The sequence below is a fragment of the Asticcacaulis sp. YBE204 genome, assembly GCF_000495855.1.
Lineage (GTDB): Bacteria > Pseudomonadota > Alphaproteobacteria > Caulobacterales > Caulobacteraceae > Asticcacaulis.
Genome location: NZ_AWGF01000003.1, coordinates 194572 through 219630 on the forward strand (window position 1 = coordinate 194572; position 25059 = coordinate 219630).

Below are 25059 nucleotides of genomic sequence, written 5' to 3' on the forward strand. Positions count from 1 at the left end.
CGATTGTAGAGCATGCTGCGAAAAAGTGGAAACCGGTTTTTCGCATCAAGCATGCGACCATCAAAAAATCTAGACCTCGCCGACCAGCTTTTCCAGCCGTTCGGCGGCATCGGAAATCGCAAACGCCGCCTTGCGCTCGATCTCGAAGGCACCCGCCGACATGCGGGCCTGCGCCGACTGCGCGGCTTCGAGTTGCGTCTTCAGCTCTTCCATCTCGTCGATCAGCAGCAGCGACGCCATCAGGAACAGGCGCACCTCACCGATCGAGCCGATATCGGACACCACCATCTCGACGTGCTCGTCGAAGATGCGGGCCAGTTCCTGCACACGGGCTTCCTGACCATCGGCGCAGCCGACCATATAGGGCTTGTTATTGACCTTGACGGTAACCTCGGCCATCTACGCTGCCTGCTCGCTGAGGATTTGACGGATATCCTTGGCCGCGATGCCCAAGGCTTCGAACGCGCCGCGCGACGCCTCTTCCAGAAGCTTTTCGCGCGATTTCAAGGCCTCGATCTCGGCCTTGAGGCGCGCCGCCTCCGCCGCATCGACCAGATCGAGCGAATCGGCCGGCAATTCGCCCGCCTTGACCTGAAGCGCCTTGACCCGGCTCTCCAAAGCCCCAAGGGCATTGTCCAGACGTTCGACCGCCGAAGCGAGACTGGAGCCCGCAGGCACCGTGTTCTGAGCATTTTCCATGGCTTGTACCTTACTTCCACTGCGCCGGTTTAACAAGCCATCCAGCCTGTCAGGCGAAAAATGAACCCCGTCGGTTTGCTAGCGTCAGAATGTGGCCATTCCCCGGCAGGGCCTGAAACCGTTTGCCTCAAGTCCGTGTGATCGCCGGATTGGGGTTTGACGCCCTGTCCTAATGCCTATAAGGTCCGCGCCATCGACTATTTGAACTGCAACTTTGTTTTTGCGGCTTTGAGACAAAACCGTAGCGGCGAACTTCCATTCAATTATCGAGATATCTAGTTACCATTGAAAGGGTTCGTCATGAGCACAGGTACGGTTAAGTGGTTCAATTCCACCAAGGGTTATGGTTTCATTCAGCCGGACGACGGCAGCAACGACATCTTCGTGCACATCTCGGCCGTTGAGCGCGCCGGTCTGCGCGGCCTGAACGAAGGCCAGAAGGTCTCGTTCGAACTGGCCCGCGACAAGCGTTCGGGCAAGATGTCGGCTGAAAACCTGCAAGTCTCCTAAGACTTCACGGATTTTATTCAAGCTCTGAAAAGCCGCTCCGCATGGGGCGGCTTTTTTGTTGCCTTATCCCTTCTCCTCGCGAGCGGGGAGAAGGGATAGCCATGTGCGCCCCTTTGTGCCATAGGCTCCCGCATGATCGATCCTGTATTAGATACCCTGCTGTTGCCGTTCGAAGATGGCCACCTCGACTGGCCAGAATCATCCGCTCTGTTCCTGCGCGCGCGCTACGGCCACGCCCTGCAAACCCTCGATAAGGCAAAACTGATCGCCGATCAGAGCTTCCGGCCCGATTTCGAGACCCTGAAACGCGCCGGCTTTACCGTGCGCGAACACGACGACGGCGCGACCTACCCGCTCGTCCTCGTCCTGCCACCGCGTCAGCGCGAGGAATACCGCGCGCTTCTGGCTCGCGCCGTACAGACGACGCGACCGGGTGGTATCGTGCTGGCCTGCGTGTCCAATCTCGAAGGCGCCAAGACCGTCGAAAACGACCTCAAGGCGCTCACCGGCAATATAGCCAGCCTGTCGAAGAACAAGTGCCGCGCCTTCTGGGCGACGGTCGATGAGGGTCGTGACACGGACCTGATCGAAGCCTGGTTGCAACTGGATGCCCCGCGCCCGGTCGTGGACGGCCGTTTCGTCAGCCGTCCCGGCCTGTTCGCGTGGGATCGGCTGGATGAGGGTTCGCAACTGCTGGTCAAAAACCTGCCGGTGCTGTCCGGTGTCGGGGCCGATCTCGGCGGCGGCTTTGGCTACCTGACCGACGAAGTCCTGCGCAAATCGCCCGGCGTAACGCGCATAGACCTCTATGAGGCCGAGCGCCGGGCGCTGGATAGCGCGGCGGAGAACCTGAAAGACTTCGGCGACCGCGTTGCCCTGCACTGGGCCGATGTGACGAAAGGCATCACAGGCGGCCTGGACTTCATCGTCGCTAATCCGCCATTTCACACAGGGCGCGCCGATCGCAACGAACTGGGTCAGGCCTTTATCCGCTCGGCAGCAGCGGCGCTGAAAGCCGGCGGGGCGTTCTATATGGTCGCCAACCGCCACCTGCCCTACGAAGAGACGCTGAAAGCCGCGTTCCGAACGGCGGTGCTGATCGCCGAGAACACCCATTACAAGGTGTACAAGGCGATCAAGGGCAACGCGAAGTGAATTGCCCGTCCTTATACCTCCCCGCCTGCGGGGAGGGGGACCATTTGCAAAGCAAATGGTGGTGGGGTGGATTGTAAGCGATGCCACAAATATATCTGTTGAGCCTAGGTTAAAGGCACCCCACCACCGCATCTAGCGCTGCGCGCGTCGTGCGGTCCCCGGCACCGGCCGCCCGGCTCCCCGCACAAGTGCAGGGAGGTATAGGAAAACGCTAATGCGCCTGATCAAACTCCTGTCCAACCTCGGTTACGGCTCGCGCAAGGAGGTGCAGAAATATATCCGCATGGGTATCGTCACCGACGCCGACGGCACCGTCCTGAAAGACGACGCGAAGACTGCGCATGAGGATATCCGCTTCAACGCGCGCAAACTCGATCCGGCGCACGGCGTCGTCCTGATGCTCAACAAGCCTACCGGCTATGTCTGTTCGCTGAAGGATACCGGCAAGCTGGTCTACGAACTGCTGCCGTCACGGTTTTCCGAGCGCAAGCCGGTGCTGTCGACCGTCGGACGACTCGATGCCGACACGTCGGGGCTGTTGCTGTTCACCGACGACGGCGACTATCTGCACAAGATCATCTCGCCGAAGAACCACGTCGCCAAGATCTACGAGGTCACGCTGGCCCGCCCGCTCGAAGGGCACGAAGCGGCGATCTTCGCCTCGGGCGAGCTGATGCTGGAATCGGAAAAGACGCCGCTTAAACCGGCGCAGATGGCACAGACGGGCGAAAAAACCGCCCGCCTGACCCTGTATGAAGGCCGCTACCATCAGGTGCGGCGGATGTTCGCCGCCGTCGACAACCATGTCGAGGCCCTGCACCGGGCGCAGATGGGCGATCTGACGCTCGGCGGGCTGGAACCCGGCAAGTGGCGATTGCTGACGACAGACGAACGCGACAGCTTAATTTCTTAGTGGTCGCAGGCTTGGCGCGAAAACCCGGTTTCCACTTTTTCGCAGCATGCTCTGAACCTACTTAGGGCCACAAGGCGGCGGGCCGCGATGGTCGCCGCGCAAGCCTTTTCCGCCGTGACGAATCCGAACGCCTTCGCCGCGCGCCGGTTTTTCATCTCCGTCGATAAAGCCGTTCTTATTGGTATCGATCTCGGCAAAATGCGCCCTGGCCGGGGCGAGAAACTCATCGAGCGACACCTTGCCGTCGGCATTGGCGTCCACCTTTGGCGGGCCGCAGTGCGTGTCGGCAAAGGCCTTGAATTCCTCCGGCGTCAGCTTGCCGTCCTTGTTCGAATCGATGTCCTCGAAGGCGGGCGGATGCGGCGGGCGATCCGGTTTGGGCGGTGCGGGTTGCGCCAGGGCGGGCAAGACGAAAACCGGCACGGCCAGCAGCGGCACGACCACCGCCGCAGCGGCCAAAAAGAGACGTTTGAACATGGGAACTTCCTCCTAAAGCGCAGGTGGACTCCCTGCGCGACACCCAAAGATGGGAGCGTTCACACTAGCTCCCGCACATTGCGCGCGAATTTCACAAAACGCTGTAATATGACTGAATTATGGCGCATTATGTCTGCGCAGACATTCAAAAGTCGTGGTCGTGGGTCATAAAGGCCACATCTGTAACCGCATTATCCGAGTTCTCATCCATGCCGCTCGACGTCGCCCCCAATACTTCTCAAGCCGCCTCCGACCCCGCCACCCTGCCCTCCTCCCGTATCCTTGTCGTCGATGACGATCTCGATCTGCGCGAACTGATCAGCGGCTTTCTCAGCCAGAACGGGTTCGAGGTGCATACCGCCGCGTCGGGCCGCGACATGGACAAGGTACTGATGCGCGGCGATATCGGCCTGATCGTGCTCGACTACATGATGCCGGGCGAAGACGGCCTGTCGATCTGCAAGCGCCTCAACCAGAAAAACGGCCCGCCGGTCATCATGCTGTCGGCCAAGGGCGAGGAAGTCGACCGCATCGTCGGCCTTGAACTGGGCGCCGACGACTATCTGGCCAAGCCGTTTCACCCGCGCGAACTTCTGGCGCGTATTCGCGCCGTCCTGCGCCGGGGCGAAGGCCGCGGTAACGGGGACAAGTCGCCGCTGACCACCTTCTTCGGCTGGTCGCTCGACAATATCAAGCGCACCCTGATCCGCCCCGATGGCGTACAGGTCGCCCTGTCCAATGCCGAGTTCGAGCTGCTGCGCGTCTTCCTCGACCGTCCGGGCCGCGCCCTGACCCGCGACCAGATCCTCGACTACCTGCATGGCCCAAACAGCGAGAACTTCGACCGCGCCATCGACGTGCAAATCTCGCGCCTGCGCCGCAAGCTGAACGACGACAGCGCCAATGCCGACGGCGAGGAAATCATCCGCACCATCCGCGGCATCGGCTACATGTTCCGGCCCCTGAAATAGTTCTTTAATGCCTTCCGCCTTCCGCGTACCCCGCCTGCGTTTCCCCGGCTTTCTCCGGGGGCTGCCCGTGTTCTCGCACGTCATAGGCCTGTGCCTGTTCGTGCTGGTGGCCGCCATGATGATCAACACGCTGGTCGTCATCTTCATGCCGCAGCCCAAGCCATCGGGCTACACCATCGCCGAAGTGACCCAGGCGCTGAAAACAGGTTCGGTGAAGTTGCCGAACGGGCGCACGCTGAGGGCCGAGACGCTCAAAGCCCCACCGGAATTCATCAAGCGCACCGAGGCGGAACAGAAACAAGGCTGGGGCGGCCCGCAAGGCGGCTCGTTTGAGACCTTCTTCCGTCAGCGACTGGCGCAATCGCTGGGGGTCAAGGAAACCGACGTTTTCATCGGGCGTCCCTCGGAGTTTCGCAACCGCTACCGTTTCAACGGTCCCCGACCCGGTGACGACCGGCCTGATGATCAAAGACCGGGTGGAGAATTGCGCGGCGGAGAACCGCGTCAGGTCATCATGTTCAATCCCGAAATGATGCGGGAAGCAGGACCGCAATCTGGCGCAGGGCCTCAGATGGGACCGCCGGAGGATAGCCCCGACGGTCGGGAAGGTCCGGCCTTTACCGGTGGCCCCGTCTTTACCGGTGGCAAGGCCGGTGTGGGGCCTGACCCGCGTTCCGGGCCGCCGATGGACGGTCGTCCGCAGCCGCAAAATCGTCAGATGCCGCCTGGAAATCAGGGAGCCGGAAATCAGGCCGGAACGCCGAACGGCGTGCCGTTCCCGCAACCCACCCTGCCGACCAATTTCAACGAACAGGTCACCTTTCCCGCCTTCCATGCCGCGGTGAAGATGCCCGACGGCACCTATCGCAGCCTGATCCGCCCCCGCCGCTGGCTTGAGCCGTGGCAGATCAACCTGCTCACGGGATTCGGCCTGACGGCGTTGCTTATTGCGCCGTTCGCCTGGTTGCTGTCGCGCCGCCTGAGCAAGCCAATCATGGCCCTGGCCGAAGGGGCGGAGGAACTGGGTTTCGACACCACGGCCAGTCCGCTCAAGGTGCGCGGTCCTGCCGAGGTGCGTCAGGCGACCGAGGTCCTCAACGCCATGCAGGTTCGCATCCGCAAGCACGTCGAAAGCCGCACCGCAGTGATTGCCGCCATCGCCCACGACCTGAAAACGCCGCTGGCGCGGTTGCGTCTGCGCATCGAGACCCTGCCCGCGAAAGATCGTGAAAAAATTGCGCAGGACATCAATCATATGGACAGTCTGATCCGCTCGGCGATGAACTTTGCGTCCGCCGACCGCATGGCGCAGCAGGTCGTCCGCCTCGACCTCAGTTCCCTGTCCGAAAGCCTCGCCGAGGACATGGCCGAACTGCACAATATCAGTATCGGTCACATCGAGCCCGGCCATACGGTCATGGCCGACAGCGTGGCGATGAAGCGCATCCTGTGCAACCTGTTCGAAAACGCCCACCGCTATGCGGGCGGCTCGAAACTGGCCCTGCGGCGCGAAGGCGACTGGATCGTGGTCACGGTCAGCGATAACGGCCCCGGCGTGCCCGAAGCCGAGCTGGAAACCGTGTTCGAGCCCTTCCATCGGCTGGAGTCGTCGCGCAACCGCGATACCGGCGGCGCGGGTCTGGGCCTCAGTGTGGCACGGACCTTATCCGAAGCGCATAAAGGGACGCTCACCCTGCGCAATCGCCATGCCGGCAATACGCCGGACGGTGACATCGAAGGGCTGGTCGCCGTATTGAAACTGCCTGCGGCCTGATCTGAATCGCAATGATTTAGCTGCACTCCCTCCTCCCTGTGCGAAGCATGGGGAGGTGGATCGGCGCCGACAGGCGACGAGACGGAGGGGGCGACGAAGTCGCAAAACCTCAAACGCCAGTGTCTGACATTCTGACGGAGTCATCCCCCTCCGTCAGCTTCGCTACGCTCGCTGCCAACGCTGGCGAAAGCTATACTTTCGCTGGCGCTATACCCCACTTCGTAGGGAGGAGAGAGGCACGCTGAATGGCGATTCTATCCGACCTACTTCCTCATTTTTTTCTTACAGGCTCGCGAACATACCTTCAGGATCAACTGAGGACATCACCATGCGCGCCGCCGTACCTGCCTTGCTTATTGCCTCCCTGTCGCTTGCCGCTTGCGGCGAAACCGCCAAGCTCAGCATCGAAAAGGGTCAGGGGGCCAATCCCGAACTACCCGCGCCGAACAAAACCCTGATCCCCACCGTCAAGGTCGCCGATGCGGTCGGCTGGGCGGCGGGCGAGATGCCGATCGCAGCACCGGGTCTCACGGTCACGGCCTTTGCGTCCAACCTCGATCACCCGCGCTGGGTCTACGTCCTGCCCAATGGCGACGTGCTGGTCGCCGAAACCAATGCTCCGCCCAAGCCGGAAGACGGTAAGGGCATCAAGGGCTTCGTGATGGGCCTGACCATGAAAAAGGCCGGGGCGGTCACCAAATCCGCCAATCGCCTGACCCTGCTGCGCGACGCCGACGGCGACGGCGTGGCCGAGGTGCGCACCGTCTTCGTCAGCGGTCTGAATTCGCCGTTCGGCATGGCGCTGGTCGGCGACCGGCTCTACATCGCCAATGCCGACGCCGTGGTCAGCGTCCCCTATGCGACGGGCGACCTGAAAGCCTCGGCCGCACCGCAGAAACTGACCGACCTGCCCGGCGGGCCGATCAACCACCACTGGACCAAGAGCCTCGTCGCCTCGAAGGACGGCAAGTTCCTCTATGCCGGGATAGGGTCTAATTCCAATGTGGCCGAAAACGGCATCGCCGCCGAAAAAGACCGTGCCGCCATCCTGCAAATCGATGTCGTGACGGGTGCTCGGACGGTCTATGCGTCCGGCCTGCGTAACCCCGTCGGCATGGACTGGAACCCGGCGTCCGGCGCGCTTTGGGTCGCGGTCAATGAGCGCGACGAGATCGGCTCGGACCTCGTGCCGGATTACATGACTTCGGTGACGCCGGGCGCGTTCTACGGCTGGCCCTACAGCTATTACGGTCAGCACGTCGATGCCCGCGTCAAGCCGCAGAACCCGGAGCTGGTCAAGAGCGCTATCAAACCCGACTACGCGCTGGGGCCGCATACCGCGTCGCTCGGATTCAGTTTCTACACCGCCGACCTGCTGGCGCAATATAAAGGCGGCGCTCTGATCGGTCAGCACGGGTCGTGGAACCGCAATCCGCCGTCGGGCTACAAGGTCGTCTTCGTGCCGTTCAATGGTGCCACCCCCGCCGGTCCGCCGCAGGATGTGCTGACCGGTTTCCGCACCGAAGACGGTAAGGCCAAGGGCCGCCCGGTCGGCGTCACGGTCGATGCCAAAGGGGCTATTCTGGTCGCCGACGACGTCGGCAATATCATCTGGCGCGTGGCGAAATAGGCGCTGTTACCTGACGAAACCAGACGTGCAGCCGATACCGATACCATATTCCGCATGTTGGCATTTTGGGCTTGACTTGACGCCTTTTAGGCTCAAAACCGAAAGCGCAAAAATGCGATGACGCCGCTCTTTTGGCGGCCCGGAATATAGGAAACTGGCACATGACGTTACGTGTGGCGATTAACGGATTTGGTCGTATCGGCCGTCTGGTTTTGCGTTCGATCATCGAAAACAACCGCTCGGATATCGAAGTGGTCGCGATCAACGATCTCGGTCCGGTCGAGACCAACGCGCACCTGCTCCGTTACGACTCGGTACACGGCAAGTTCCCCGCCGAGGTGAAGGTCGAGGGCGACAGCCTGATCATCACCGCCAACGGCAAGACCTATACGCCGATCAAGGTCACCGCGATCAAGAACCCGGCAGAGCTGCCGCATAAGGATCTCGGCGTCGATATCGCGTTCGAATGTACCGGCATCTTCACCTCCAAGGAAAAGGCCTCGGCCCACATCGAGGCCGGTGCGAAGAAGGTCATCATCTCGGCCCCCGGCGACAATGCCGACAAGACGATCGTCTACGGCGTCAACCACGACACCCTGTCGGCGGAAGACACCGTCATCTCGAACGCGTCGTGTACGACCAACTGCCTGTCGCCGGTCGCCAAGGTCCTCTCGGACCTGTGCGGCATCGAGCGCGGCTATATGACGACGATCCACTCCTATACGGGCGATCAGCCGACGCTCGACACCATGCACAAGGACCTCTACCGCGCCCGCGCGGCGGCGCTGAGCATGATCCCGACCTCGACCGGCGCCGCAAAGGCTGTTGGCCTCGTCCTGCCGCACCTGAAGGGCAAGCTGGACGGCTCGTCGATCCGCGTCCCGACCCCGAACGTCTCGGTGGTCGACCTCAAGATCGTGCCGACCCGTCCGGTGACCAAGGAAGAGGTCAATGCCGCCATCATCGCCGCCGCCGACGGCCCGATGAAGGGCGTGCTGGCCTATACGGACGAGCCGCTGGTCTCGTCGGACTTCAATCACAACCCGGCGTCCTCGACCTTCGCGCTGAATCAGACTCAGGTTATCGACGGTCAGTTCGTGCGCATCCTGACCTGGTACGACAACGAATGGGGCTTCTCGACGCGCATGGCCGACACGGCTCTGGCGTTTGCCAAGTTCCTGTAATGAAGAAAAGGGCGACTTTTTGGATAATTATTCAAGGGGTCGCCCTTATTCTTACGACCTTTGTGGCCGCGCATGGCATGTCCGTTCTGTGCCTGATCCGAAGCCCCGGCATTCAGGGTCCGCACGATGGGTTGAGAGTTGGCCCTGGTCCTGAGATACCCGGTGCCGTTTATACGGGATTTTTCGTCGTAACCATCATATGGGTGGTACTAGCCTTTCTGTTCGCCCTTCGTAACCGAACCCGACTTGGTTTGAGCCTGTCGATTGTTGCCTTTCTCATTTTTATATTTAATGCCGAGCGTACGCTCACGCTTGCCTATCCTGTTTGCAACGCTTTTTGAGGCCTCATGACCTTGAAGACACTCAAAGGCAAACCGTCCTATCTGGCGATTTCAGGCTGGATTTTCGCAGGCTACGTGGCCGGGTTATGCGCCCCGTTCATCGCACTATACGCCTATTTCGCGCTGGGCCTGTCGGATTGGTCCACGGTTTCGGACGACGCCGCCAAACCGCTGGCGTTTCTGATTTCAGCCTTGCCGCTCTTTTTCCTGATGACGGCCATTGCGCTTCATTTTAGAAAGCGTCGATACTCCTTTTTCAGCCTCCTAGCGGCCTTGGCTTTCCTGTCCGTCCCTGCGGGCTTTTATGCGGGATGGGTCTCGGCGCAAATTCTTATGAACTACGGCATAGATTTCAGACTTTAACGAAAGTTTTTCGATGACCTTCAAGACCCTCGACGACGTAAACGACCTCAACGGCAAGACCGCGCTGGTGCGCGTCGATTTCAACGTGCCGGTCGAAGACGGCCGGATCACCGACGATACCCGGCTTAAAGTGGCCTTGCCGACCATCGAAAAGCTGCAAAAACTTGGCGCGAAGGTCGCGCTGCTGGCGCACTTCGACCGCCCCAAGGGCAAGGTCGTGCCGGAAATGTCGCTGAAGTTCGTCGCCCCCGCCCTGTCGGCCCTGCTCGGCACGACGGTCGCCTTCGCCGATGACTGCGTCGGCGACGATGCTGCCGACGTGCTGAAACTGCTGCCCGCCGGGGGCGTGGCGCTTTTGGAAAACGTCCGCTTCCACGCGGGCGAAGAGAAAAACGATCCCGACTTTGCCGCTAAGTTGGCCGCGCTCGGTGACATCTACGTCAACGACGCCTTTTCCGCCGCGCACCGTGCCCACGCCTCGACCGAAGGCGTCGCCCGCCTGATCCCGGCCTATGCGGGCGAGTCGATGCGCCGCGAACTCGATGCCCTGAACGCCGCCCTCGGTGCGCCGGTGAAGCCGACCATCGGCATCGTCGGCGGCTCGAAGGTCTCGACCAAGCTCGACCTGCTGAAAAATCTGGTGGGCAAGCTCGATGCGCTGGCCATCGGCGGCGGCATGGCCAACACCTTCCTCTACGCCCAAGGGCACGAGGTTGGCGGGTCGCTGTGCGAGAAAGACCTGAAAGACACCGCGCTCGATATCCTCAAAGAGGCCGAGGCCAAGGGCTGCAAAATCCTGCTGCCGGTCGATCTGGTCGTCGCCACAGAATTCAAGGCCCACGCCGCCAACCGTACCGTCGATCTGGGGGCCGGGCTTTCCGCCGATGACAAGATTTTCGATGCGGGGCCGAAGACCGTCGCCATCCTGAAAGACGTCATAGCCAATTCCAAAACGCTCATCTGGAACGGCCCACTGGGTGTGTTCGAACTACCGCCCTTCGATACGGCGACCGTCGAGGCCGCCAAATTCGTTGCTGAACAAACCAAATCGGGTAAACTGGTTGCGGTCGCGGGCGGCGGTGATACTGTCGCGGCCCTCAACCATGCGGAAACCGCTGCCGACATGACCTTCGTGTCAACGGCGGGCGGCGCGTTCCTCGAATGGATGGAAGGCAAGGAGCTTCCCGGTGTGGCGGCTTTAGGCTGAAACATATAACAACACGATTTTTAAAGACATTTACGGAAGACGGTCCTAATAGAACCTCAATCGACCCAAGGCCGGTCTTCCGTACAGAGCATTGAAAGAGGGAAATTATCATGGCTCGCATCAGCTTGCGTCAGCTTCTCGACCACGCCGCCGAAAACGAATACGGCGTCCCGGCGTTCAACATCAACAATATGGAACAGGGCCTGTCCGTCATGGACGCGGCGCGTAAGGCCGAAAGCCCGGTTATCATTCAGGCCTCGCGCGGCGCGCGCACCTATGCGCACGACATCATGCTGACCAAGATCATCGACGCTCTGGTCGATATCTACCCGGAAATTCCTCTGGTCATGCACCAGGACCACGGCAATTCGCCGGGCACCTGCGTCAGCGCGATCCAGAACGGCTTTACTTCGGTCATGATGGACGGCTCGCTGATGGCCGACGCCAAGACCCCGGCAGATTATGACTACAACGTCAATGTGACCAAGACCGTCGTCGACTTCGCCCACGCCTGCGGCGTATCGGTCGAAGGCGAGCTGGGCGTGCTGGGCTCGCTGGAAACCGGTATGGGCGAAGCCGAGGACGGCCACGGTGCCGAAGGCGTGCTCGACCACTCGCAACTGCTGACCGACCCGGATCAGGCCGTCGACTTCGTTGCCAAGACCGGCGTCGATGCGCTGGCCATCGCGATGGGCACCTCGCACGGCGCCTACAAGTTCTCGCGCAAGCCGGACGGCGAAGTGCTGGCCATGCACGTCATTTCCGAAATCCACAAGCGCCTGCCGAACACGCACCTGGTCATGCACGGTTCGTCCTCGGTGCCGCAGGACCTTCAGGACATCATCAACGCCTACGGCGGCGCCATGCCGCAAACCTACGGCGTTCCGGTCGAAGAACTGCAAAAGGCCATCAAGATGGGTGTACGCAAGATCAATATCGATACCGACTGCCGCATGGCCATCACGGGCGCCGTGCGTAAGTTCCTCACGGAAAATCCGGACAACTTCGACCCGCGCGGCTATCTGAAGCCTGCCAAGGCCGCGATGGAGCAGGTGTGCTACGATCGCTTCGTACAGTTCGGCACCGCCGGCAATGCCTCGAAGATCAAGGCCAAGCCGCTGGCCAGCATGGCGAAGTATTATCTGTCGTAATCTTAACCCCCTCGCCCCTACGGGGAGAGGGCTGGGGTGAGGGGGAATGACCCGGTGGTGGTTCCCCCCTCACCCGGCCCTTTGGGCCCCCCTCTCCCCCAAGGGGCGAAGGAGTATTCAAAAGAGCGCAAGGCCCTGAGCCCTGCGCTCTTTTTTTTCCACATCCCTCTTGAAGACGCTCAACCCTTCCCCAAATCTATTTCTGTGAGGCGCCGATACCGGGCCTTGCCTGGACCGTTTCATCGCCCGTGACCGGGGATGCGAAAACGATCCAAACCTCAACTCAAGGCAGCTCACGCGCTGTCGATCTCGCTTATGCAAGGAGACTTTCATGCGTACCCAAATCGATTTCTCGCCCCTGTACCGCAGCGCCGTTGGCTTCGACCGTCTGGTCAGCCTCCTCGACAGCGCCGCCGCGACCTCTCAGGCCCCGGGCTGGCCGCCGTACAATATCGAGCGCCTCGCCAAGGCCGACGAAGCTGAGGGCGATTCCTACCGTATCGAAGTGGCCGTCGCCGGCTTCCGTCCCGATCAGCTCAGCATCGAGGTCAAGGAAAACGTCCTGACCGTATCGGGCAAGAAGGATGCCGAAGACACCAGCCGCACCTACCTGCATCGCGGTCTGGCCGAACGCAGCTTCGAGCGCCGCTTCCAGCTGGCCGACCACATCCGCGTCACCGAAGCCGAACTGGCCAATGGGCTGTTGACGATCGACCTGACGATCGAAATCCCCGAAGCCAAGAAGCCGAAGCAGATCGCCATTAAATCCGCTTCGCCCATCGTGCCGCAAATTCTTGAGGCCGCCGAGTAAGGCTCTTTTTCTAGTAAGCGTTAGCTCAAGACGTACTGAATTCCCGCCACCCTTCGATCGGGGTGTTTCAGTGCCCACGGCACCGGTTTCGGTGCCAACTCTCCGATCGGAAAGGGGCCGCGTTTGCGTATCTCTCTGACGTGAACGCGGCCCTCCCTATCTTTTGTTCTCCCCTCCAAACTCACGCCGGAAGCGCATCCCCTCGCTTCCGGCGTTTTTTATGCGTGGATACTAAGTAAGAATTGACCACGGATAAGGCACGGATGCCGGTGCTGCGCACCGGCTGACACGGATAAGTCGAGTCCGTGGAACCACCGATGCTACGCCAAGGACATCCGTGTTCGCCGCGCTTGCGCGGCATCCGTGCCTTATCCGTGGTTAAATTTAAACAGGCGCAACCAACACCTTAAGCACAGAAGACATGCAGGCGGTGGCCGTCCGGGTCTTCGGCCCAGAAATCCATGCCATTGACACCGCGTGTCGGAATTTGCGTCAGCCGCACGCCCTTGTCCCACCAGTGTTCGTAGGTCGAGATCACCGCCGCTTCGTGGCGCAGCCGGATGCCGATCTCATGCGCACGGCCCTCACCCGCGCACAACCGCAAACGCTGCCCGCCGAAGCGGAAAGCCACAGCACCGTCGTCGTTCTCGGCTTCGATATTCAGCAAACCCGCATAGAAGGCCGCGCTTTTCTGTGGATCGCGGACGTTCAGGATAATGGCGTCGGTCATGGCTAATCCCCTTAGTGGTATGAGGATAAGTTATGCCGTCTCCCTGTCAGTTCCTGTCAGCACCGCGGCCTCTTCGGCGCGATGCCGAGCATAGATGGCATCCTCGACCTCTCGCCACTGCTTGAGCAGGGTTAGTCGACGCGTCGGATAGCGCTGCTCGCAGACGCGCATGTCGCGAATGCGATCCGAACGGAAATGGCGGAAATCGCCGCGTAGTTCACACCACCCGACCAGCAGCCGTGACCGCTCGTAAAAGCCAAGCGCGATCGGCCAGACGATGCGCGCCGTGACGACTTCGTTCACATCGCCATAGTCCATTTCCAGCTTGCGCTCGGACTTCAGCGCCTGACGGATCAGGCGCAGATGCGCATCCTCGAACTCACCGACCTGGGCGTCGCGCCATTGCGGCGGTACGATCAGGCCCGTCGTTTGCAGGCTATCCCGCATATCGTCGGGCAGGACGACGCTGATCTTGGCCAGGGCATTGAGCGCCGCAGACGACAGGCTGGTATCGGTGCGGCTGGCCACCCATTTGACGCCCAAGGCGATCGCCTCGATCTCCTCGTGCGACAGCATCAGCGGCGGCAGCATGAAGCCCGGCCGCAGCAGAAACCCGACCCCCGCCTCGGCCTCGATATCCGCGCCTTGCCCGCGAAGGGCGTCAATGTCGCGATAAAGCGTGCGCAGGGAAATATCGAGTTCCTGCGCCAGCGCTTCGCCCGTCACCGGATAGCGGTGCCGCCTGAGAATTTGCAAAAGATCGAGAAGACGCGCCGCCCGCGACATGAGTTCAGTCCCCTATCCGAGGCGAGTCCCTTCGCCGCCGAATGATTCCAGATATCGCAAATTTGAGAACTTTTCCAGAACAAAACGTATTTTTTGGTCGCGATATTGTAGCCGAAAACCGCAAAACACTTTTCGGCATATCGCTCTAAGCGGCAATTTTGCCCTTCAACCCGACGCACACCACATTGAGCAGGCTTTCCAGATTCATCTGCGCCCGGTCGAGGTTCGAGCGCGACAGGTCTGCCCCGTCGAGCTTCACCATTCTCATGTCCGCGCCTTGCAGATTGACGCCGCGCACGCGCGCCTCGCTCAGATCGGCGGGAAACAGACGGTCGTTACCGAGGTTCAACGGCCCCAGATTGGCGCCTTCGAGGTTCGAGCCGTCGAGCCGCGCGCCTTTCATCTGCACCCCGCGCAGGTCGGCCCCGCGCAGGTCGCAGTTGCGCAGATCGGCCCCTTGCAACTGCGCGCCTTGTAACTGCACGCCGCGCATGTCGAGGCCATAGAACACCGCGCCCTTGGCCGACAAAGCCGTCAGGTTCAGGCCTTTGATCGATTTCAACGCCCGCAGATCGGCCTTGTCGAAGGTCGAGGGCTTGCCCTCTTTGCCGACGCTATCGACCCACACCGCATGATCCTTGATCATCTCGTCGTAGGGCAGGCTGGTAATATCGGTGCCGGCGGCCTTGTCGGTCAGGATGCCGCTGAGATCGGCCTTGCTGGCGTTCCAGCTCTCGGTCTTGGTGCCGATCATCACCGCGTCTTTGAGCGACGCGCCGGTGACGTCGGCCCCCGACATATCCGCGCCCGACAGGTCGCAGTTTTCCATGATCGCCTGTTTCAGGTTGGCCCGGACCAGCTTGCACGACTTCATGATGGCGTCGGTAAAGTCGGCCTTCATGGCCTGAATGCCCGATAGCTTCGAGCGCTCCAGATTGGCCCCGCGCAGGTTGGTGAACCCGGCGTCCGATATGCGCGCCGAGACCTCGACATAGGCCAGACCCGACGCTTTATCCGGCAGGGCCAGCGCCCCTTCGCGCAGGTCGGCCTCGAACAGGTCGACGTCCGACAGGTTGGCCCCGCGCAGGCATGCCCCCCGCAAATCCGTCCGCCGCAAGGAGGCGCGGCTGAGATTGGCCATCTGCATATCGACGCAGTAGAGATTGGACTGGTCGAGCTTCGCGCCACTGAGGTCGGTGCCGACCATGATGGCGGCCGTGAAATCGGCGTCGCTGAGGTCACGCCCCTTGAGGTCGAGACCGGAGATATCCGACCATGCAAAAACGGCCCGCGCGCCCCCCGGCTTCATGGCCTTGAGGCGCTCGTGCTTCTGGCAAATCTGATCGACCTGGGCCTGAGTCAGCTTGGCATAGCGTGACTGGCCGGACGTTGCACTCATGAGCCTGAACGGTTTCGCGTTAAAAACAGAGGCTCAGTATGGGGCTAAATGGTTAACTTAGCGCTTAACCGGCAGGTTGTTTATGAAGTCCGCAATGAGCGCGGCGCATTCGTCGGCCATCAGGCCGGTTTCGACCGCGATCCCGGCGGCTTTCAGACGCTCGGTGCCGATGTGCGAGGCGTAGGGCGATGGGTCTTCGCAGGCGAAGACGACGCGTTTGACGCCCGCTTCGACCAGAAGCTGCGAGCAGGAACAGCCACCGTTCGAGCGCTCGCCGCACGGTTCCAACGTGACATAGGCCGTCGCGCCTTCGGCCTTGTTGTCCAATGTCGCCAATGCCGCTTCTTCGGCATGGGGCCGCCCGCCATCGCCGGTCGCGCCCTCCGCGATGACCATGCCATCGCGGATGATGACACAGCCTACGGAAGGATTGGGAATAGTGCGTCCCAGTTGGAACAGACCGATTTCGAGCGCGCGCTGCATGTAACTTGTATCAGCGGAGCAATCCCCCTCACCCCAACCCTCTCCCCCAAGGGGAGAGGGGGTTAACGTTCTTACCCTCGCCCCTTGGGGGAGAGGGTTGGGGTGAGCGCCGGGTGAGGGGGCTGCCGCCGGGTGAAATTGAAACTCACGTGAGTCCACGCGCTCGGTAATACGGCCATCGATAACAGCCGCTAAAGTTTCAAGAACCGTATCCATATTATTCAGCACGTCCGAGTGCCAAAATCGCGCGACTGACCAGCCTTCGGCGTTCATGAAGACATTGCGCTTACGGTCATGCTCGGATTCGATATGTTGACTGCCGTCAACTTCCACGACCAGTTTCAATTCGCGACAAGCAAAATCAGCGAAATGCGGGCCTATCGGCTCCTGACGTCGAAACTTGATACCTGTCTGCTTATTTCGCAGCCTCAACCACAACCGCCCCTCTGCGGTATTATCGACTTTTCGCAAAGCCCGCGCACATGCGATCTGATCAGGCGACGGCTTTTCCTGAAACATAGAGCCCCCTCACCCGGCGCTTCGCGCCACCCTCTCCCCATTGGGGCGAGGGTAAAAAACGCCCCCTCTCCCCTGCTGGGAGAGGGTTGGGGTGAGGGGGAAAACCACGAACTTACGCCTCTTTCGGGACGCCGTGTTCGGCCAGAACCGGCACCGGATTGGCGCGGCCCTCGTCGAGATACTTCGCCGCCAGAGGCTTAAGCGCGTCGTCAAGTTCGATAACCAGCGGGTTAGACGTCGGCACCTCAATTTCCAGAATCTCCGCCTCGCCCAGATTGAACAGCAGCTTGATGATAGCGCGGATCGAATTGCCGTGCGCCGCCACCAGCACCGTGTCGCCCGCCTTCAAGGCCGGGGCGATGTCGCTTTCCCAGAACGGCAGGACGCGGTCGAGCGTCGTCTTCAGACTCTCGGTCACCGGCAGGGTCGCGCCCGTATAGCGACGGTCCTTGGCGAAGGCGTATTCGCTTTCGGCGCCCAGATCGGGCGGCGGCACGTCGTAAGACCGGCGCCAGATCTTGACCTGATCCTCACCGTGCAGGGCCGCAGTCTCGGCCTTGTCGAGGCCGGTCAGGCCGCCGTAGTGACGCTCGTTCAGACGCCAGTCCTTGATCACCGGCACGTAGCTTTGGCCCGCCGCGTCGAGCGCCAGATTGCAGGTGCGGATAGCGCGCGTCAGGACCGAGGTGAAGGCGCGCGAAATCTCAAGCCCTTCCTTGGCGATCAGTTCACCGCCCTTGATCGCCTGCTGCTCGCCCTCGGCGGTCAGGTTGACGTCGACCCAGCCGGTAAAACGATTTTCGAGGTTCCACTGGCTCTGGCCGTGGCGAAGCAGAATGAGTTTGGGCATCCGGACACCTGTCTGATTTAAGTATCCAAGCTATAGGATCACTCGACCAGAGGGTCAACCGGATCGCCCGCGCGAATCCGCCCGCCCTCGATAATCCGGCAATAGATACCGCAGTCACGGTGACCGTAATGCTCCCACAGCGCCGTGACGATTTCGGCATCGCGCTCGGCGGTGTCGGGGTTCACATGCGTCGCCACGCAGCGGACGATGGGCTTGAGCACTTCCAGCAACGGACCGTCATCACCGATACGGATTTGCTTGCCGACCCACTGATGGTCCTCGAACGCACTCCACCCTTCGACCCAGATATTGGCGCGCAGCCGTTGCGGGTCCAAGTCCCGGCCCATCCGTTGCGACAGATCGCGCAGACTGTTCAGATTGAGGATCGACACAAACCCCTTGGCCGAGTCGGTAAAGCGATAACGGTCGATCACCCCTTCGCGGATATCGAGAAAGCGCAGAGGCTGGGCGACCGGATCGTAATCCTCATGCGCCACCAGCACGGTTTCGACGTGGCGCTCCAAGGCGTGCCGCCCGGCGTCGTTGGTCAGGTCGAAGGCGCGGTCCCCTATATAGAGTCGCTCACCGACCTCGTCGTAGCGGGTGCGCAATCGCGCCACGGCGGGATAGCGCGCCAGCACGGCGTATTTCATCTTGGACAGGAACTTCGGTTCGGCCTTGTCGTAGCCGGAATGCCCGACCTCCAGCGCAAAGATGCGGTCGAAGGGAAAGAAATGATCGGCGATCAGACAGGTGTCCTCGACCCGTTCAGGCGTAAAGCCCTTGATCGGATACCGCCACAGGGAATCGATGGTGCCATTGGTGGGGTGCATCCGTTCCGCTCCAACATCCGGGTGCAGGGGCGAGCCCCTGCAATCTTTTTTCAGCGCGCATCTTAATCGGAAACGAAGTTCGGCGTAGCCAAAACCGCAATGCACTTTTCCGGATGCGCTTATCCCAACTCCTCCGCCAGCATGGCCAGACGTTCGGCCTGATCCTCGTTGATCAGGGCGTTGATCATCTGATCCATGTCGCCTTCCATGAACTGCGGCAGGTTATAGAGCGTCAGGTTGATGCGGTGGTCCGATACGCGGCCCTGCGGATAGTTGTAGGTGCGGATGCGTTCCGACCGGTCGCCGGAGCCGACCTGCGATTTACGCGCATCCGAACGCGCGGTGTCGAGCGCCGTGCGCTGCTGATCGTAAAGACGCGCCTTGAGGTTGCGCATGGCGATGGCGCGGTTCATGTGCTGCGATTTTTCCGACGAGGTCACCACGATGCCCGACGGCATGTGGGTGATGCGCACCGCCGAGTCGGTCTTGTTGACGTGCTGCCCGCCGGAACCCGAGGCACGGTAGGTGTCGATGCGGATATCCTTGTCGAGGATTTCGATTTCGACGTCCTCGGCTTCGGGCAGAACAGCCACGGTGGCCGCCGAGGTATGGATACGACCGCCCGCTTCGGTGGCCGGGACGCGCTGAACACGGTGGACGCCGGATTCGAATTTCAGCTTGCCGAACACGCCCTCGCCCGTCACCGAGGCGATAATTTCTTTGTAACCGCCCGCGTCGCCTTCGCTGATAGAGTCGATTTCGACGCGCCAGCCCTGAGACGCCGCATAGCGCGAATACATGCGGAACAGGTCGCCGGCGAAGATCGCGGCTTCGTCGCCACCGGTCCCCGCGCGCACTTCAAGGATGGCCGAGGCGTTCTCGTCCTTGTCCTTGGGCGCCAGCAGGAGCGCCACGCCATGCTCCAGTTCGGGGAGTTTGGTTTTCAGTTCCTGAAACTCTTCCTGCGCCAGCGGCGACAGTTCGGGATCGTTGAGCGCGATCATTTCCTCAAGCTCAGGGGCCGAGGCGCGCGCCTTGAGCAGCGCGGTGACGGCGTCGACCACAGGCTTAAGCTCCGCGTGTTCCTTTGACAGCTTGACGATCTCGGTGCCGTCGGTCGCCGATTCCATGCGCGCCTCGATCATTTTGAAGCGATCGACGACCTGATCGAGTTTGGCCTGCGGCAGATGTATCAACGGAAAAACCTCGGCGGTGGCGGGTGATAGGAAGAGGCCCCTCACCCTAACCCTCTCCCCGTAAACGGGGCGAGGGGATTTAAGGAAAGGAGCCGTATAAACTTAAGACGGATAGGTGTCGATAAAGGATTGGCGTTTTTCCAGCGTCGCGGTCAGGGCCGCAACTTTCGGCGCGTTGGCCAGCCAGTCGATATCGGGAAAACGGAACACCGCATAGGTCGCCGCAATCGCTACCGACATCTCGGCCAGACCGTATTCTGCGTCGTCCACAACCGCCGGACAGACTGCTTCTATGGCGGCAAACCCGCGATGTATCCCCTCTTCCCAGCGCTTCAGCCAGAAAGCCGAACGTTCGCTTTCCGGGCGGCGGGTTTCGATCACCCGCTTGACGCTGGCTTCCAGCACGCCCTGCGTCAGGGCCATGAGTTGCCGCGCGGCCCAGTAGGCCTCGCCTTCCGGATAGAGGGCAACCTCGCCATAATGCGCCACCAGCCATTCGCAGATCAGGGTCGAGTCGATGAAGGTTTCGCCCGCGTCGGTCACCAGCGCGGGAATCTGGGCAAAAGGGTTAACGGCGACGTGGTCCGGCGCGCTGTCGGTGGTCACCACCGGCACCATTTGCACCTGATCCGTCAACGCAAGCTCTTGAACAAGGATGCGGCACTTTCGCGCAAACGGCGATCCGGAATTGATAAACAGCTTCATGAGCACCTCCGCGAGAATATGGCCTGAATGCGGCGCAACCCTTTGCACGTCAAGGGAAATTCATCACACAACCCCGTCCATAACTCTATAAATCCTTAAAAACAAAAGTTTTTTCATTTGTCATAATTTTAAGGGTTTGCCGGTACGGTGCCGTATTATCAGTTCCCGTAACTCAGAATGAGATCCTCGTGAAACGAGACCGGAGTGAATTAAGACTTTTGACCCCCATGACCGTCGTGGTGGTCGCGGCGATGTGCGCCCTGATCGGCTCACTGTGGATGTGGGCGGTGCAGACCGACAAGGCCAGCCTGACGCGCGAAGAAAACCTCGTCCGCGTCGGCATCAATGTCTATGCCGAAAACAACGCCCGCCTGATGGCCCCGATGACCATCTGGAGCACGGCGGTCGAAAACACGGCGGTCAAGTTCAACCACACCTGGGTCGCCGACAATTACGGCAGCTATTTCGAGGAATATCTGGCCTATGAGCGCACCTTCGTGCTCGATGCCGCCGATAAGCCGGTCTTCGTCTGGCACGACAAGGCCGAACGCAACCCCGAACTCTATTCCGAATTCAAGGGCCCGGTGCAGAACATGGCGCTGGCCCTGCGCCAGAAATACCGCGAGCAGCGCGCCGCGCACCTGCCGTTCAAATCGCGCAGCAACGCCATGTCGGGCCTCGCCGTCGCCAACGGACATATCTATATGCTGGGCGCCAGCCTCGTCCTGCCGGACGAGCACGACGAGCGCCTGAATCAATATACGCCCTATATGGTGGTCGGCGTCCATCAGATCACCCCGGCGGAGTTGATCGAACTGGCGCACCAACACATGCTGGCCGATATTTCGCTGGTCAAGCCGGGACAGATTCTCGACGCCCGCGCCGCGCGTCTCGCCTTTCACGACGTCAGCGACGAGACAAAAGCCGAACTGACCTGGATGCCCGACCGCCCCGGTCAGACCATGTTCATCCATGCGCTGGTTCCCGTCCTGTTCGTGGGTTTCAGCCTTGGTGCTATCGCGCTGCTGCTGCTGTTCCAGACCAACAAGACCGCCCGCAGCCTGATCGCTTCCGAAGCGCGCGCCAAGCATATGGCGCTGCACGACAACCTGACCGGCCTGCCTAACCGCACCCTGTTCGCCGACCGCCTGACCCAGGCGACCGAGCGCCTGCGCCGTCAGGGCGGCCACGTCGCCGTCTTCTGCATCGGGCTCGACCGCTTCAAGGACGTCAACGACACGCTGGGCCATTCGGCCGGCGACGAACTGATCCGCGTCAGTGCCAGCCGCATCGCCGGGATGATCCGTTCGGGCGACACCCTGGCGCGGCTGGGCGGCGACGAATTCGTCATCATCCAGACCGACACCGACCCGTCGTCCGCCGCGGCCCTCGCCAAGCGCGTGCTGGAAAACCTCAGCGGCAATGTTACGCTGGAAAGCGGCCAGGTCTATTCGTCCTGTTCGATCGGCGTCACCTTGCTGCACGAAGGCGACATCGAGGCCGCCGAAGCCCTGCGTCAGGCCGACCTCGCCCTTTACCGCGCCAAGGAATCCGGCCGTGCCCAGTTCGCCTTCTTCGAGGTCGAAATGGACGCCACGATCAAGCTGCGCAAGCAACTGGAAACGGGCTTACGCGAAGCCATCCACGTCGAGGCCATCGAGGTCGTCTATCAGCCACAGGTCGACCACTACGGTCACATCGTCGGCGTCGAAGCGCTGGCCCGCTGGACGCATCCGACGCGCGGCCCGATCAGCCCGGCCTATTTCGTGCCGCTGGCCGAAGAGTGCGGCCTGATGATGGAGCTGGGGACGCTGATCATGAAACGCGCCATGCTCGACTCCAAGCGCTGGCCGGGACTGAAGGTCGCGATCAACGTCTCGGCGACGCAACTGCGTTCGCCGCGCTTCATGCCCGAACTGAAGGCGCTTCTGTCGGAAACCGGCGTCGAGCCGCGCCATATCGAGATCGAGATCACCGAAGGCGTCCTGCTCAACGACGATACCTCGACCCAGCACACCCTGAACGCCCTGCGCCAGATGGGTTTCTCCATCGCGCTCGACGATTTCGGCACGGGTTATTCGTCGCTTGGTTACCTCAGCCGCTATCCCGTCGACAAGATCAAGATCGACCGCTCGTTCGTGTCGAATCTGGGCGTCGATCCGGACGCCGAGGCGGTAATCCGCGCCATCATCAAGCTGGCCAAAGCGCTGAACCTCAACATCGTCGCCGAGGGCGTGGAAACCAAGGCCCAGCGCAACATCCTGCGTCAGGCGGGCTGCGCCATCATCCAGGGCTATCTGTTCTCCAAGCCCGTGGCGGTGGGCGAGATCGACCTGATGCGCGACGCCCAGCCTCAGGCGCAGGTGACGCACATCAACCGCGCCCGCGCCCGTCATGTGGGGGTTTTGAGAGGCTAACAACCTTTGTAAGACGATGTTATGCGAAAAGCGGATATGCTGTGGGAAACCTGATAAGAGGAAATTCCCATGCGCAAATCCGCTTTTTCCGTCTGTGTACTCGGTCTCGCCCTGCTGTCGGGCTGTTCCAGCTATATTCAGGGCGGCGACCTGATCCGTCCCAACGAAGCCACCGGCACACTGCGCCTGACCAACGATACCGGCGCACCGATCGGCGTCGTTCTGGTGTCGAACTGCAACCATTCGACCTATGGCCTGAACCGCTTGCCCAAAGACTATTCGATCCCCAACGGCGGCTATTACGATTTCAAGGTCTCGGCGGGGTGCTGGGACGTCAGCGCCGGGCGCGTTCTGGGCCACAATAGCTGGTCCGAAGGCCGCAAGCGCGTGACGGTCAATGCCAACAGCATCACCAACCTCACCTCGCAGACTATGTCGGAAAAGCGGAACTAAGCTTCATGGAAGATCGCGAAATTCGTCTCAACGCTTTACGCGCGCATCTTGCCGAAGGGGCGGAAGACGCTCGGCAGGGCAAGTTTGTCGAATATGATCTCGACAACTTCATCGCCGAGATGGACGAAGAAACAAACGCTTCAGACTGACCGCCATGAGAAAATCATACCTCCCCGGCGTGCCGGGGAGGGGAACCATGAGCGGAGCGAAACGAAGTTCGGCGAAGCCAATGGTGGTGGGGTGGTCTTGCGGAGATTCAACAACCACTGTCATAAGAAAGCAAGAACCCCCACCACCACATCTCACTCACTGCGTTCGCTCGTGCGGTCCCCCTCCCCAACAAGTTGGGGAGGTATAATAAGACTAAACCTCTACCGCCGCTTTTGCCGCGTGGGCTTCGACCAGTTCGACGATATGTTCGATCATATCGTCATTGCCGATCTTGTGGTCGGGCTTGCCGGCCATATAGACCATGCCCGCCCCGGCCCCGCCGCCGGTGAAGCCGACATCGGTATAGAGCGCCTCGCCCGGCCCGTTGACGACGCAGCCGATGATCGACAGCGACATCGGCGTCGAAATGTGCGCCAGCCGTTCCTCAAGCTTGGCCACCGTATCGATGACGTTAAACCCCTGACGGGCGCAGGACGGGCAGGCGATGATATTGACACCGCGGTGACGCAGCCCCAGCGATTTCAGGATATCGAAGCCGACCTTGATCTCCTCGACCGGATCGGCGGCCAGAGAGACGCGGATCGTGTCGCCGATCCCGGCCCACAGCAGATTGCCGAGCCCGATGGCCGATTTGATCGTCCCGGTACGCAGCGGTCCGGCCTCGGTCACCCCGATATGCAGCGGGCAGTCGATGGCGTCAGCCAGGGCCTGATAGGCGGCCACGGTGAGGAAGACGTCCGACGCCTTGACCGAAATCTTGAACTCGTGGAAGTCGTTGTCGCGCAGGATATTGGCGTGGAACAGGGCGCTGTCGACCATAGCGTCGGGGCACGGTTCGCCGTATTTTTCCAGCAGTTCTTTTTCCAGCGACCCGGCATTGACGCCGATACGCATCGAACAGCCGTAATCCTTGGCCGCCTTGATCACTTCGCGCACCCGGTCGGGCGAGCCGATATTGCCGGGATTGATGCGCAGGCAGGCCGCCCCCGCCATGGCCGCCTCGATGCCGCGTTTGTAGTGGAAATGGATGTCGGCGACGATCGGCACATTGACCTGACGGACGATCTCTTTCAGAGCGACGGTGGATTCGACGTCCGGACACGAGACGCGGACGATATCGGCCCCCGCTTCTTCGAGGCCGTGAATCTGACGCACGGTCGCATCGACATCGTGCGTTTTCGTATTGGTCATAGACTGCACGGTGATCGGGGCGTCGCCGCCGACCAGCACTTTACCCACCCTGATCTGACGGCTCTTGCGGCGTTCGATCATGCGCCAGGGGCGAACGTGGGTGTGGTCGTGCGAACTCATAGGATACATTCTATAGGAGA

Annotated in this window: 26 protein-coding genes and 1 pseudogene; 14 read left to right on the top strand and 13 right to left on the bottom strand. The window is 61.1% G+C overall.

The features are described from left to right. Positions 1 to 69 precede the first annotated feature (69 nt). Both AEYBE204_RS26880 and AEYBE204_RS26885 read right to left on the bottom strand, forming a co-directional pair. Positions 70 to 399 (bottom strand): cell division protein ZapA, encoded by a 330-nt coding sequence (locus AEYBE204_RS26880; protein ID WP_023461541.1) that lies wholly within the window; start codon positions 397 to 399, stop codon positions 70 to 72. Continuing rightward, positions 400 to 699 carry a hypothetical protein gene (locus AEYBE204_RS26885; protein ID WP_023461542.1) on the bottom strand — a complete coding sequence of 100 codons (300 nt, stop codon included), beginning with the start codon at positions 697 to 699 and terminating at the stop codon, positions 400 to 402. It lies immediately after the preceding gene. Positions 700 to 999: 300 nt separating this feature from the next. Between AEYBE204_RS26885 and AEYBE204_RS26890 the strand changes: the two genes are divergently transcribed. From AEYBE204_RS26890 to AEYBE204_RS26900, 3 genes are all read left to right on the top strand, one after another. Then, positions 1000 to 1209 carry a cold-shock protein gene (locus AEYBE204_RS26890; RefSeq protein ID WP_023461543.1) on the top strand — a complete coding sequence of 70 codons (210 nt, stop codon included), beginning with the start codon at positions 1000 to 1002 and terminating at the stop codon, positions 1207 to 1209. A gap of 132 nt (positions 1210 to 1341) precedes the next feature. Then, positions 1342 to 2364, top strand: a complete 1023-nt coding sequence (locus AEYBE204_RS26895) for a class I SAM-dependent methyltransferase (RefSeq protein WP_023461544.1) — start codon at positions 1342 to 1344, stop codon at positions 2362 to 2364. A gap of 214 nt (positions 2365 to 2578) precedes the next feature. Beyond that, positions 2579 to 3277, top strand: coding sequence for a pseudouridine synthase (locus tag AEYBE204_RS26900; protein WP_023461545.1), 699 nt, complete (start codon positions 2579 to 2581; stop codon positions 3275 to 3277). Between the two features lie 57 nt (positions 3278 to 3334). On the opposite strand, the gene AEYBE204_RS26905 is transcribed toward AEYBE204_RS26900, so the two are convergent. Further along, a complete protein-coding gene (locus tag AEYBE204_RS26905) occupies positions 3335 to 3754 on the bottom strand; it encodes an EF-hand domain-containing protein (RefSeq protein WP_023461546.1) in 420 nt (139 codons plus the stop codon). A 209-nt stretch (positions 3755 to 3963) separates the two neighbouring features. Here AEYBE204_RS26905 and AEYBE204_RS26910 point away from each other — a divergent pair, with 209 nt between their 5' ends. The 8 genes from AEYBE204_RS26910 (at position 3964) to AEYBE204_RS26950 (ending at position 13186) form a co-directional block, all read left to right on the top strand. Then, positions 3964 to 4725 (top strand): response regulator, encoded by a 762-nt coding sequence (locus tag AEYBE204_RS26910; protein WP_023461547.1) that lies wholly within the window; start codon positions 3964 to 3966, stop codon positions 4723 to 4725. A gap of 67 nt (positions 4726 to 4792) precedes the next feature. Then, positions 4793 to 6499: an ATP-binding protein gene (locus AEYBE204_RS26915; protein WP_023461548.1), complete on the top strand. Its 1707-nt coding sequence runs from the start codon at positions 4793 to 4795 to the stop codon at positions 6497 to 6499. A 328-nt stretch (positions 6500 to 6827) separates the two neighbouring features. Next, positions 6828 to 8129 carry a sorbosone dehydrogenase family protein gene (locus AEYBE204_RS26920; RefSeq protein ID WP_023461549.1) on the top strand — a complete coding sequence of 434 codons (1302 nt, stop codon included), beginning with the start codon at positions 6828 to 6830 and terminating at the stop codon, positions 8127 to 8129. A 161-nt stretch (positions 8130 to 8290) separates the two neighbouring features. Further along, positions 8291 to 9313 carry a type I glyceraldehyde-3-phosphate dehydrogenase gene (gene gap / locus AEYBE204_RS26925; protein ID WP_023461550.1) on the top strand — a complete coding sequence of 341 codons (1023 nt, stop codon included), beginning with the start codon at positions 8291 to 8293 and terminating at the stop codon, positions 9311 to 9313. Positions 9314 to 9660: 347 nt separating this feature from the next. Continuing rightward, a complete protein-coding gene (locus AEYBE204_RS26935; RefSeq protein WP_023461552.1) occupies positions 9661 to 10017 on the top strand; it encodes a hypothetical protein in 357 nt (118 codons plus the stop codon). 13 nt (positions 10018 to 10030) lie between these two features. After that, positions 10031 to 11224: a phosphoglycerate kinase gene (gene pgk / locus AEYBE204_RS26940; RefSeq protein ID WP_023461553.1), complete on the top strand. Its 1194-nt coding sequence runs from the start codon at positions 10031 to 10033 to the stop codon at positions 11222 to 11224. 110 nt (positions 11225 to 11334) lie between these two features. Then, positions 11335 to 12375: a class II fructose-bisphosphate aldolase gene (gene fba / locus AEYBE204_RS26945; protein ID WP_023461554.1), complete on the top strand. Its 1041-nt coding sequence runs from the start codon at positions 11335 to 11337 to the stop codon at positions 12373 to 12375. 331 nt (positions 12376 to 12706) lie between these two features. Further along, entirely contained in the window at positions 12707 to 13186 is a 480-nt protein-coding gene (locus AEYBE204_RS26950) for an Hsp20 family protein (RefSeq protein WP_023461555.1), read from the top strand. A gap of 406 nt (positions 13187 to 13592) precedes the next feature. Here the strand turns inward: AEYBE204_RS26950 and AEYBE204_RS26955 are convergent, their stop codons facing one another. The 9 genes and pseudogenes from AEYBE204_RS26955 to AEYBE204_RS26990 all read right to left on the bottom strand — a co-directional run bounded on the left by AEYBE204_RS26955 (position 13593) and on the right by AEYBE204_RS26990 (position 20687). Beyond that, positions 13593 to 13916 (bottom strand): VOC family protein, encoded by a 324-nt coding sequence (locus AEYBE204_RS26955; RefSeq protein ID WP_023461556.1) that lies wholly within the window; start codon positions 13914 to 13916, stop codon positions 13593 to 13595. Between the two features lie 30 nt (positions 13917 to 13946). Further along, positions 13947 to 14702, bottom strand: coding sequence for a YafY family protein (locus AEYBE204_RS26960; protein ID WP_023461557.1), 756 nt, complete (start codon positions 14700 to 14702; stop codon positions 13947 to 13949). Positions 14703 to 14847: 145 nt separating this feature from the next. Then, a complete protein-coding gene (locus AEYBE204_RS26965; RefSeq protein ID WP_023461558.1) occupies positions 14848 to 16101 on the bottom strand; it encodes a pentapeptide repeat-containing protein in 1254 nt (417 codons plus the stop codon). Between the two features lie 57 nt (positions 16102 to 16158). Next, a complete protein-coding gene (locus AEYBE204_RS40825; protein ID WP_023461559.1) occupies positions 16159 to 16584 on the bottom strand; it encodes a bifunctional diaminohydroxyphosphoribosylaminopyrimidine deaminase/5-amino-6-(5-phosphoribosylamino)uracil reductase RibD in 426 nt (141 codons plus the stop codon). Between the two features lie 195 nt (positions 16585 to 16779). After that, positions 16780 to 17103, bottom strand: a pseudogene (locus AEYBE204_RS41065) (endonuclease domain-containing protein); the annotation flags it as partial. 112 nt (positions 17104 to 17215) lie between these two features. Beyond that, positions 17216 to 17953 carry a 2,3-diphosphoglycerate-dependent phosphoglycerate mutase gene (gpmA, locus tag AEYBE204_RS26975; protein WP_023461560.1) on the bottom strand — a complete coding sequence of 246 codons (738 nt, stop codon included), beginning with the start codon at positions 17951 to 17953 and terminating at the stop codon, positions 17216 to 17218. Positions 17954 to 17991: 38 nt separating this feature from the next. After that, positions 17992 to 18786 carry an MOSC domain-containing protein gene (locus AEYBE204_RS26980; protein WP_023461561.1) on the bottom strand — a complete coding sequence of 265 codons (795 nt, stop codon included), beginning with the start codon at positions 18784 to 18786 and terminating at the stop codon, positions 17992 to 17994. 119 nt (positions 18787 to 18905) lie between these two features. Further along, positions 18906 to 19979: a peptide chain release factor 1 gene (gene prfA / locus AEYBE204_RS26985; RefSeq protein WP_031230117.1), complete on the bottom strand. Its 1074-nt coding sequence runs from the start codon at positions 19977 to 19979 to the stop codon at positions 18906 to 18908. A gap of 105 nt (positions 19980 to 20084) precedes the next feature. Then, positions 20085 to 20687 carry a glutathione S-transferase N-terminal domain-containing protein gene (locus AEYBE204_RS26990; protein ID WP_023461563.1) on the bottom strand — a complete coding sequence of 201 codons (603 nt, stop codon included), beginning with the start codon at positions 20685 to 20687 and terminating at the stop codon, positions 20085 to 20087. A 227-nt stretch (positions 20688 to 20914) separates the two neighbouring features. On the opposite strand from AEYBE204_RS26990, the gene AEYBE204_RS26995 reads away from it, so the two are divergent. The 3 genes from AEYBE204_RS26995 to AEYBE204_RS39870 all read left to right on the top strand — a co-directional run bounded on the left by AEYBE204_RS26995 (position 20915) and on the right by AEYBE204_RS39870 (position 23706). After that, positions 20915 to 23104 (top strand): bifunctional diguanylate cyclase/phosphodiesterase, encoded by a 2190-nt coding sequence (locus AEYBE204_RS26995; protein WP_023461564.1) that lies wholly within the window; start codon positions 20915 to 20917, stop codon positions 23102 to 23104. Positions 23105 to 23173: 69 nt separating this feature from the next. Further along, positions 23174 to 23557: a hypothetical protein gene (locus AEYBE204_RS27000; protein ID WP_023461565.1), complete on the top strand. Its 384-nt coding sequence runs from the start codon at positions 23174 to 23176 to the stop codon at positions 23555 to 23557. Between the two features lie 5 nt (positions 23558 to 23562). After that, positions 23563 to 23706, top strand: a complete 144-nt coding sequence (locus AEYBE204_RS39870; RefSeq protein ID WP_023461566.1) for a type II toxin-antitoxin system ParD family antitoxin — start codon at positions 23563 to 23565, stop codon at positions 23704 to 23706. 214 nt (positions 23707 to 23920) lie between these two features. Here AEYBE204_RS39870 and ispG read toward each other — a convergent pair whose 3' ends face one another. Beyond that, complete coding sequence (ispG, locus tag AEYBE204_RS27005) at positions 23921 to 25039, bottom strand: flavodoxin-dependent (E)-4-hydroxy-3-methylbut-2-enyl-diphosphate synthase (protein WP_023461567.1); 1119 nt, start codon at positions 25037 to 25039, stop codon at positions 23921 to 23923. Between the last annotated feature and the right edge of the window lie 20 nt (positions 25040 to 25059).

Coding starts and splice junctions, on each gene's coding strand:
- AEYBE204_RS40825 (WP_023461559.1), bottom strand. CDS start 16,584: ATGCAGCGCGCGCTCGAAATCGGTCTGTTCCAACTGGGACGCACTATT.
- AEYBE204_RS39870 (WP_023461566.1), top strand. CDS start 23,563: ATGGAAGATCGCGAAATTCGTCTCAACGCTTTACGCGCGCATCTTGCC.
- AEYBE204_RS26895 (WP_023461544.1), top strand. CDS start 1,342: ATGATCGATCCTGTATTAGATACCCTGCTGTTGCCGTTCGAAGATGGC.
- AEYBE204_RS26955 (WP_023461556.1), bottom strand. CDS start 13,916: ATGACCGACGCCATTATCCTGAACGTCCGCGATCCACAGAAAAGCGCG.
- AEYBE204_RS26900 (WP_023461545.1), top strand. CDS start 2,579: ATGCGCCTGATCAAACTCCTGTCCAACCTCGGTTACGGCTCGCGCAAG.
- AEYBE204_RS26885 (WP_023461542.1), bottom strand. CDS start 699: ATGGAAAATGCTCAGAACACGGTGCCTGCGGGCTCCAGTCTCGCTTCG.
- AEYBE204_RS26880 (WP_023461541.1), bottom strand. CDS start 399: ATGGCCGAGGTTACCGTCAAGGTCAATAACAAGCCCTATATGGTCGGC.
- AEYBE204_RS26965 (WP_023461558.1), bottom strand. CDS start 16,101: ATGAGTGCAACGTCCGGCCAGTCACGCTATGCCAAGCTGACTCAGGCC.
- pgk (WP_023461553.1), top strand. CDS start 10,031: ATGACCTTCAAGACCCTCGACGACGTAAACGACCTCAACGGCAAGACC.
- AEYBE204_RS26960 (WP_023461557.1), bottom strand. CDS start 14,702: ATGTCGCGGGCGGCGCGTCTTCTCGATCTTTTGCAAATTCTCAGGCGG.
- AEYBE204_RS26935 (WP_023461552.1), top strand. CDS start 9,661: ATGACCTTGAAGACACTCAAAGGCAAACCGTCCTATCTGGCGATTTCA.
- gap (WP_023461550.1), top strand. CDS start 8,291: ATGACGTTACGTGTGGCGATTAACGGATTTGGTCGTATCGGCCGTCTG.
- AEYBE204_RS26920 (WP_023461549.1), top strand. CDS start 6,828: ATGCGCGCCGCCGTACCTGCCTTGCTTATTGCCTCCCTGTCGCTTGCC.
- AEYBE204_RS26980 (WP_023461561.1), bottom strand. CDS start 18,786: ATGCACCCCACCAATGGCACCATCGATTCCCTGTGGCGGTATCCGATC.
- AEYBE204_RS26950 (WP_023461555.1), top strand. CDS start 12,707: ATGCGTACCCAAATCGATTTCTCGCCCCTGTACCGCAGCGCCGTTGGC.
- gpmA (WP_023461560.1), bottom strand. CDS start 17,953: ATGCCCAAACTCATTCTGCTTCGCCACGGCCAGAGCCAGTGGAACCTC.
- AEYBE204_RS26990 (WP_023461563.1), bottom strand. CDS start 20,687: ATGAAGCTGTTTATCAATTCCGGATCGCCGTTTGCGCGAAAGTGCCGC.
- AEYBE204_RS26905 (WP_023461546.1), bottom strand. CDS start 3,754: ATGTTCAAACGTCTCTTTTTGGCCGCTGCGGCGGTGGTCGTGCCGCTG.
- fba (WP_023461554.1), top strand. CDS start 11,335: ATGGCTCGCATCAGCTTGCGTCAGCTTCTCGACCACGCCGCCGAAAAC.
- ispG (WP_023461567.1), bottom strand. CDS start 25,039: ATGAGTTCGCACGACCACACCCACGTTCGCCCCTGGCGCATGATCGAA.
- AEYBE204_RS26910 (WP_023461547.1), top strand. CDS start 3,964: ATGCCGCTCGACGTCGCCCCCAATACTTCTCAAGCCGCCTCCGACCCC.
- AEYBE204_RS27000 (WP_023461565.1), top strand. CDS start 23,174: ATGCGCAAATCCGCTTTTTCCGTCTGTGTACTCGGTCTCGCCCTGCTG.
- AEYBE204_RS26995 (WP_023461564.1), top strand. CDS start 20,915: ATGACCGTCGTGGTGGTCGCGGCGATGTGCGCCCTGATCGGCTCACTG.
- AEYBE204_RS26890 (WP_023461543.1), top strand. CDS start 1,000: ATGAGCACAGGTACGGTTAAGTGGTTCAATTCCACCAAGGGTTATGGT.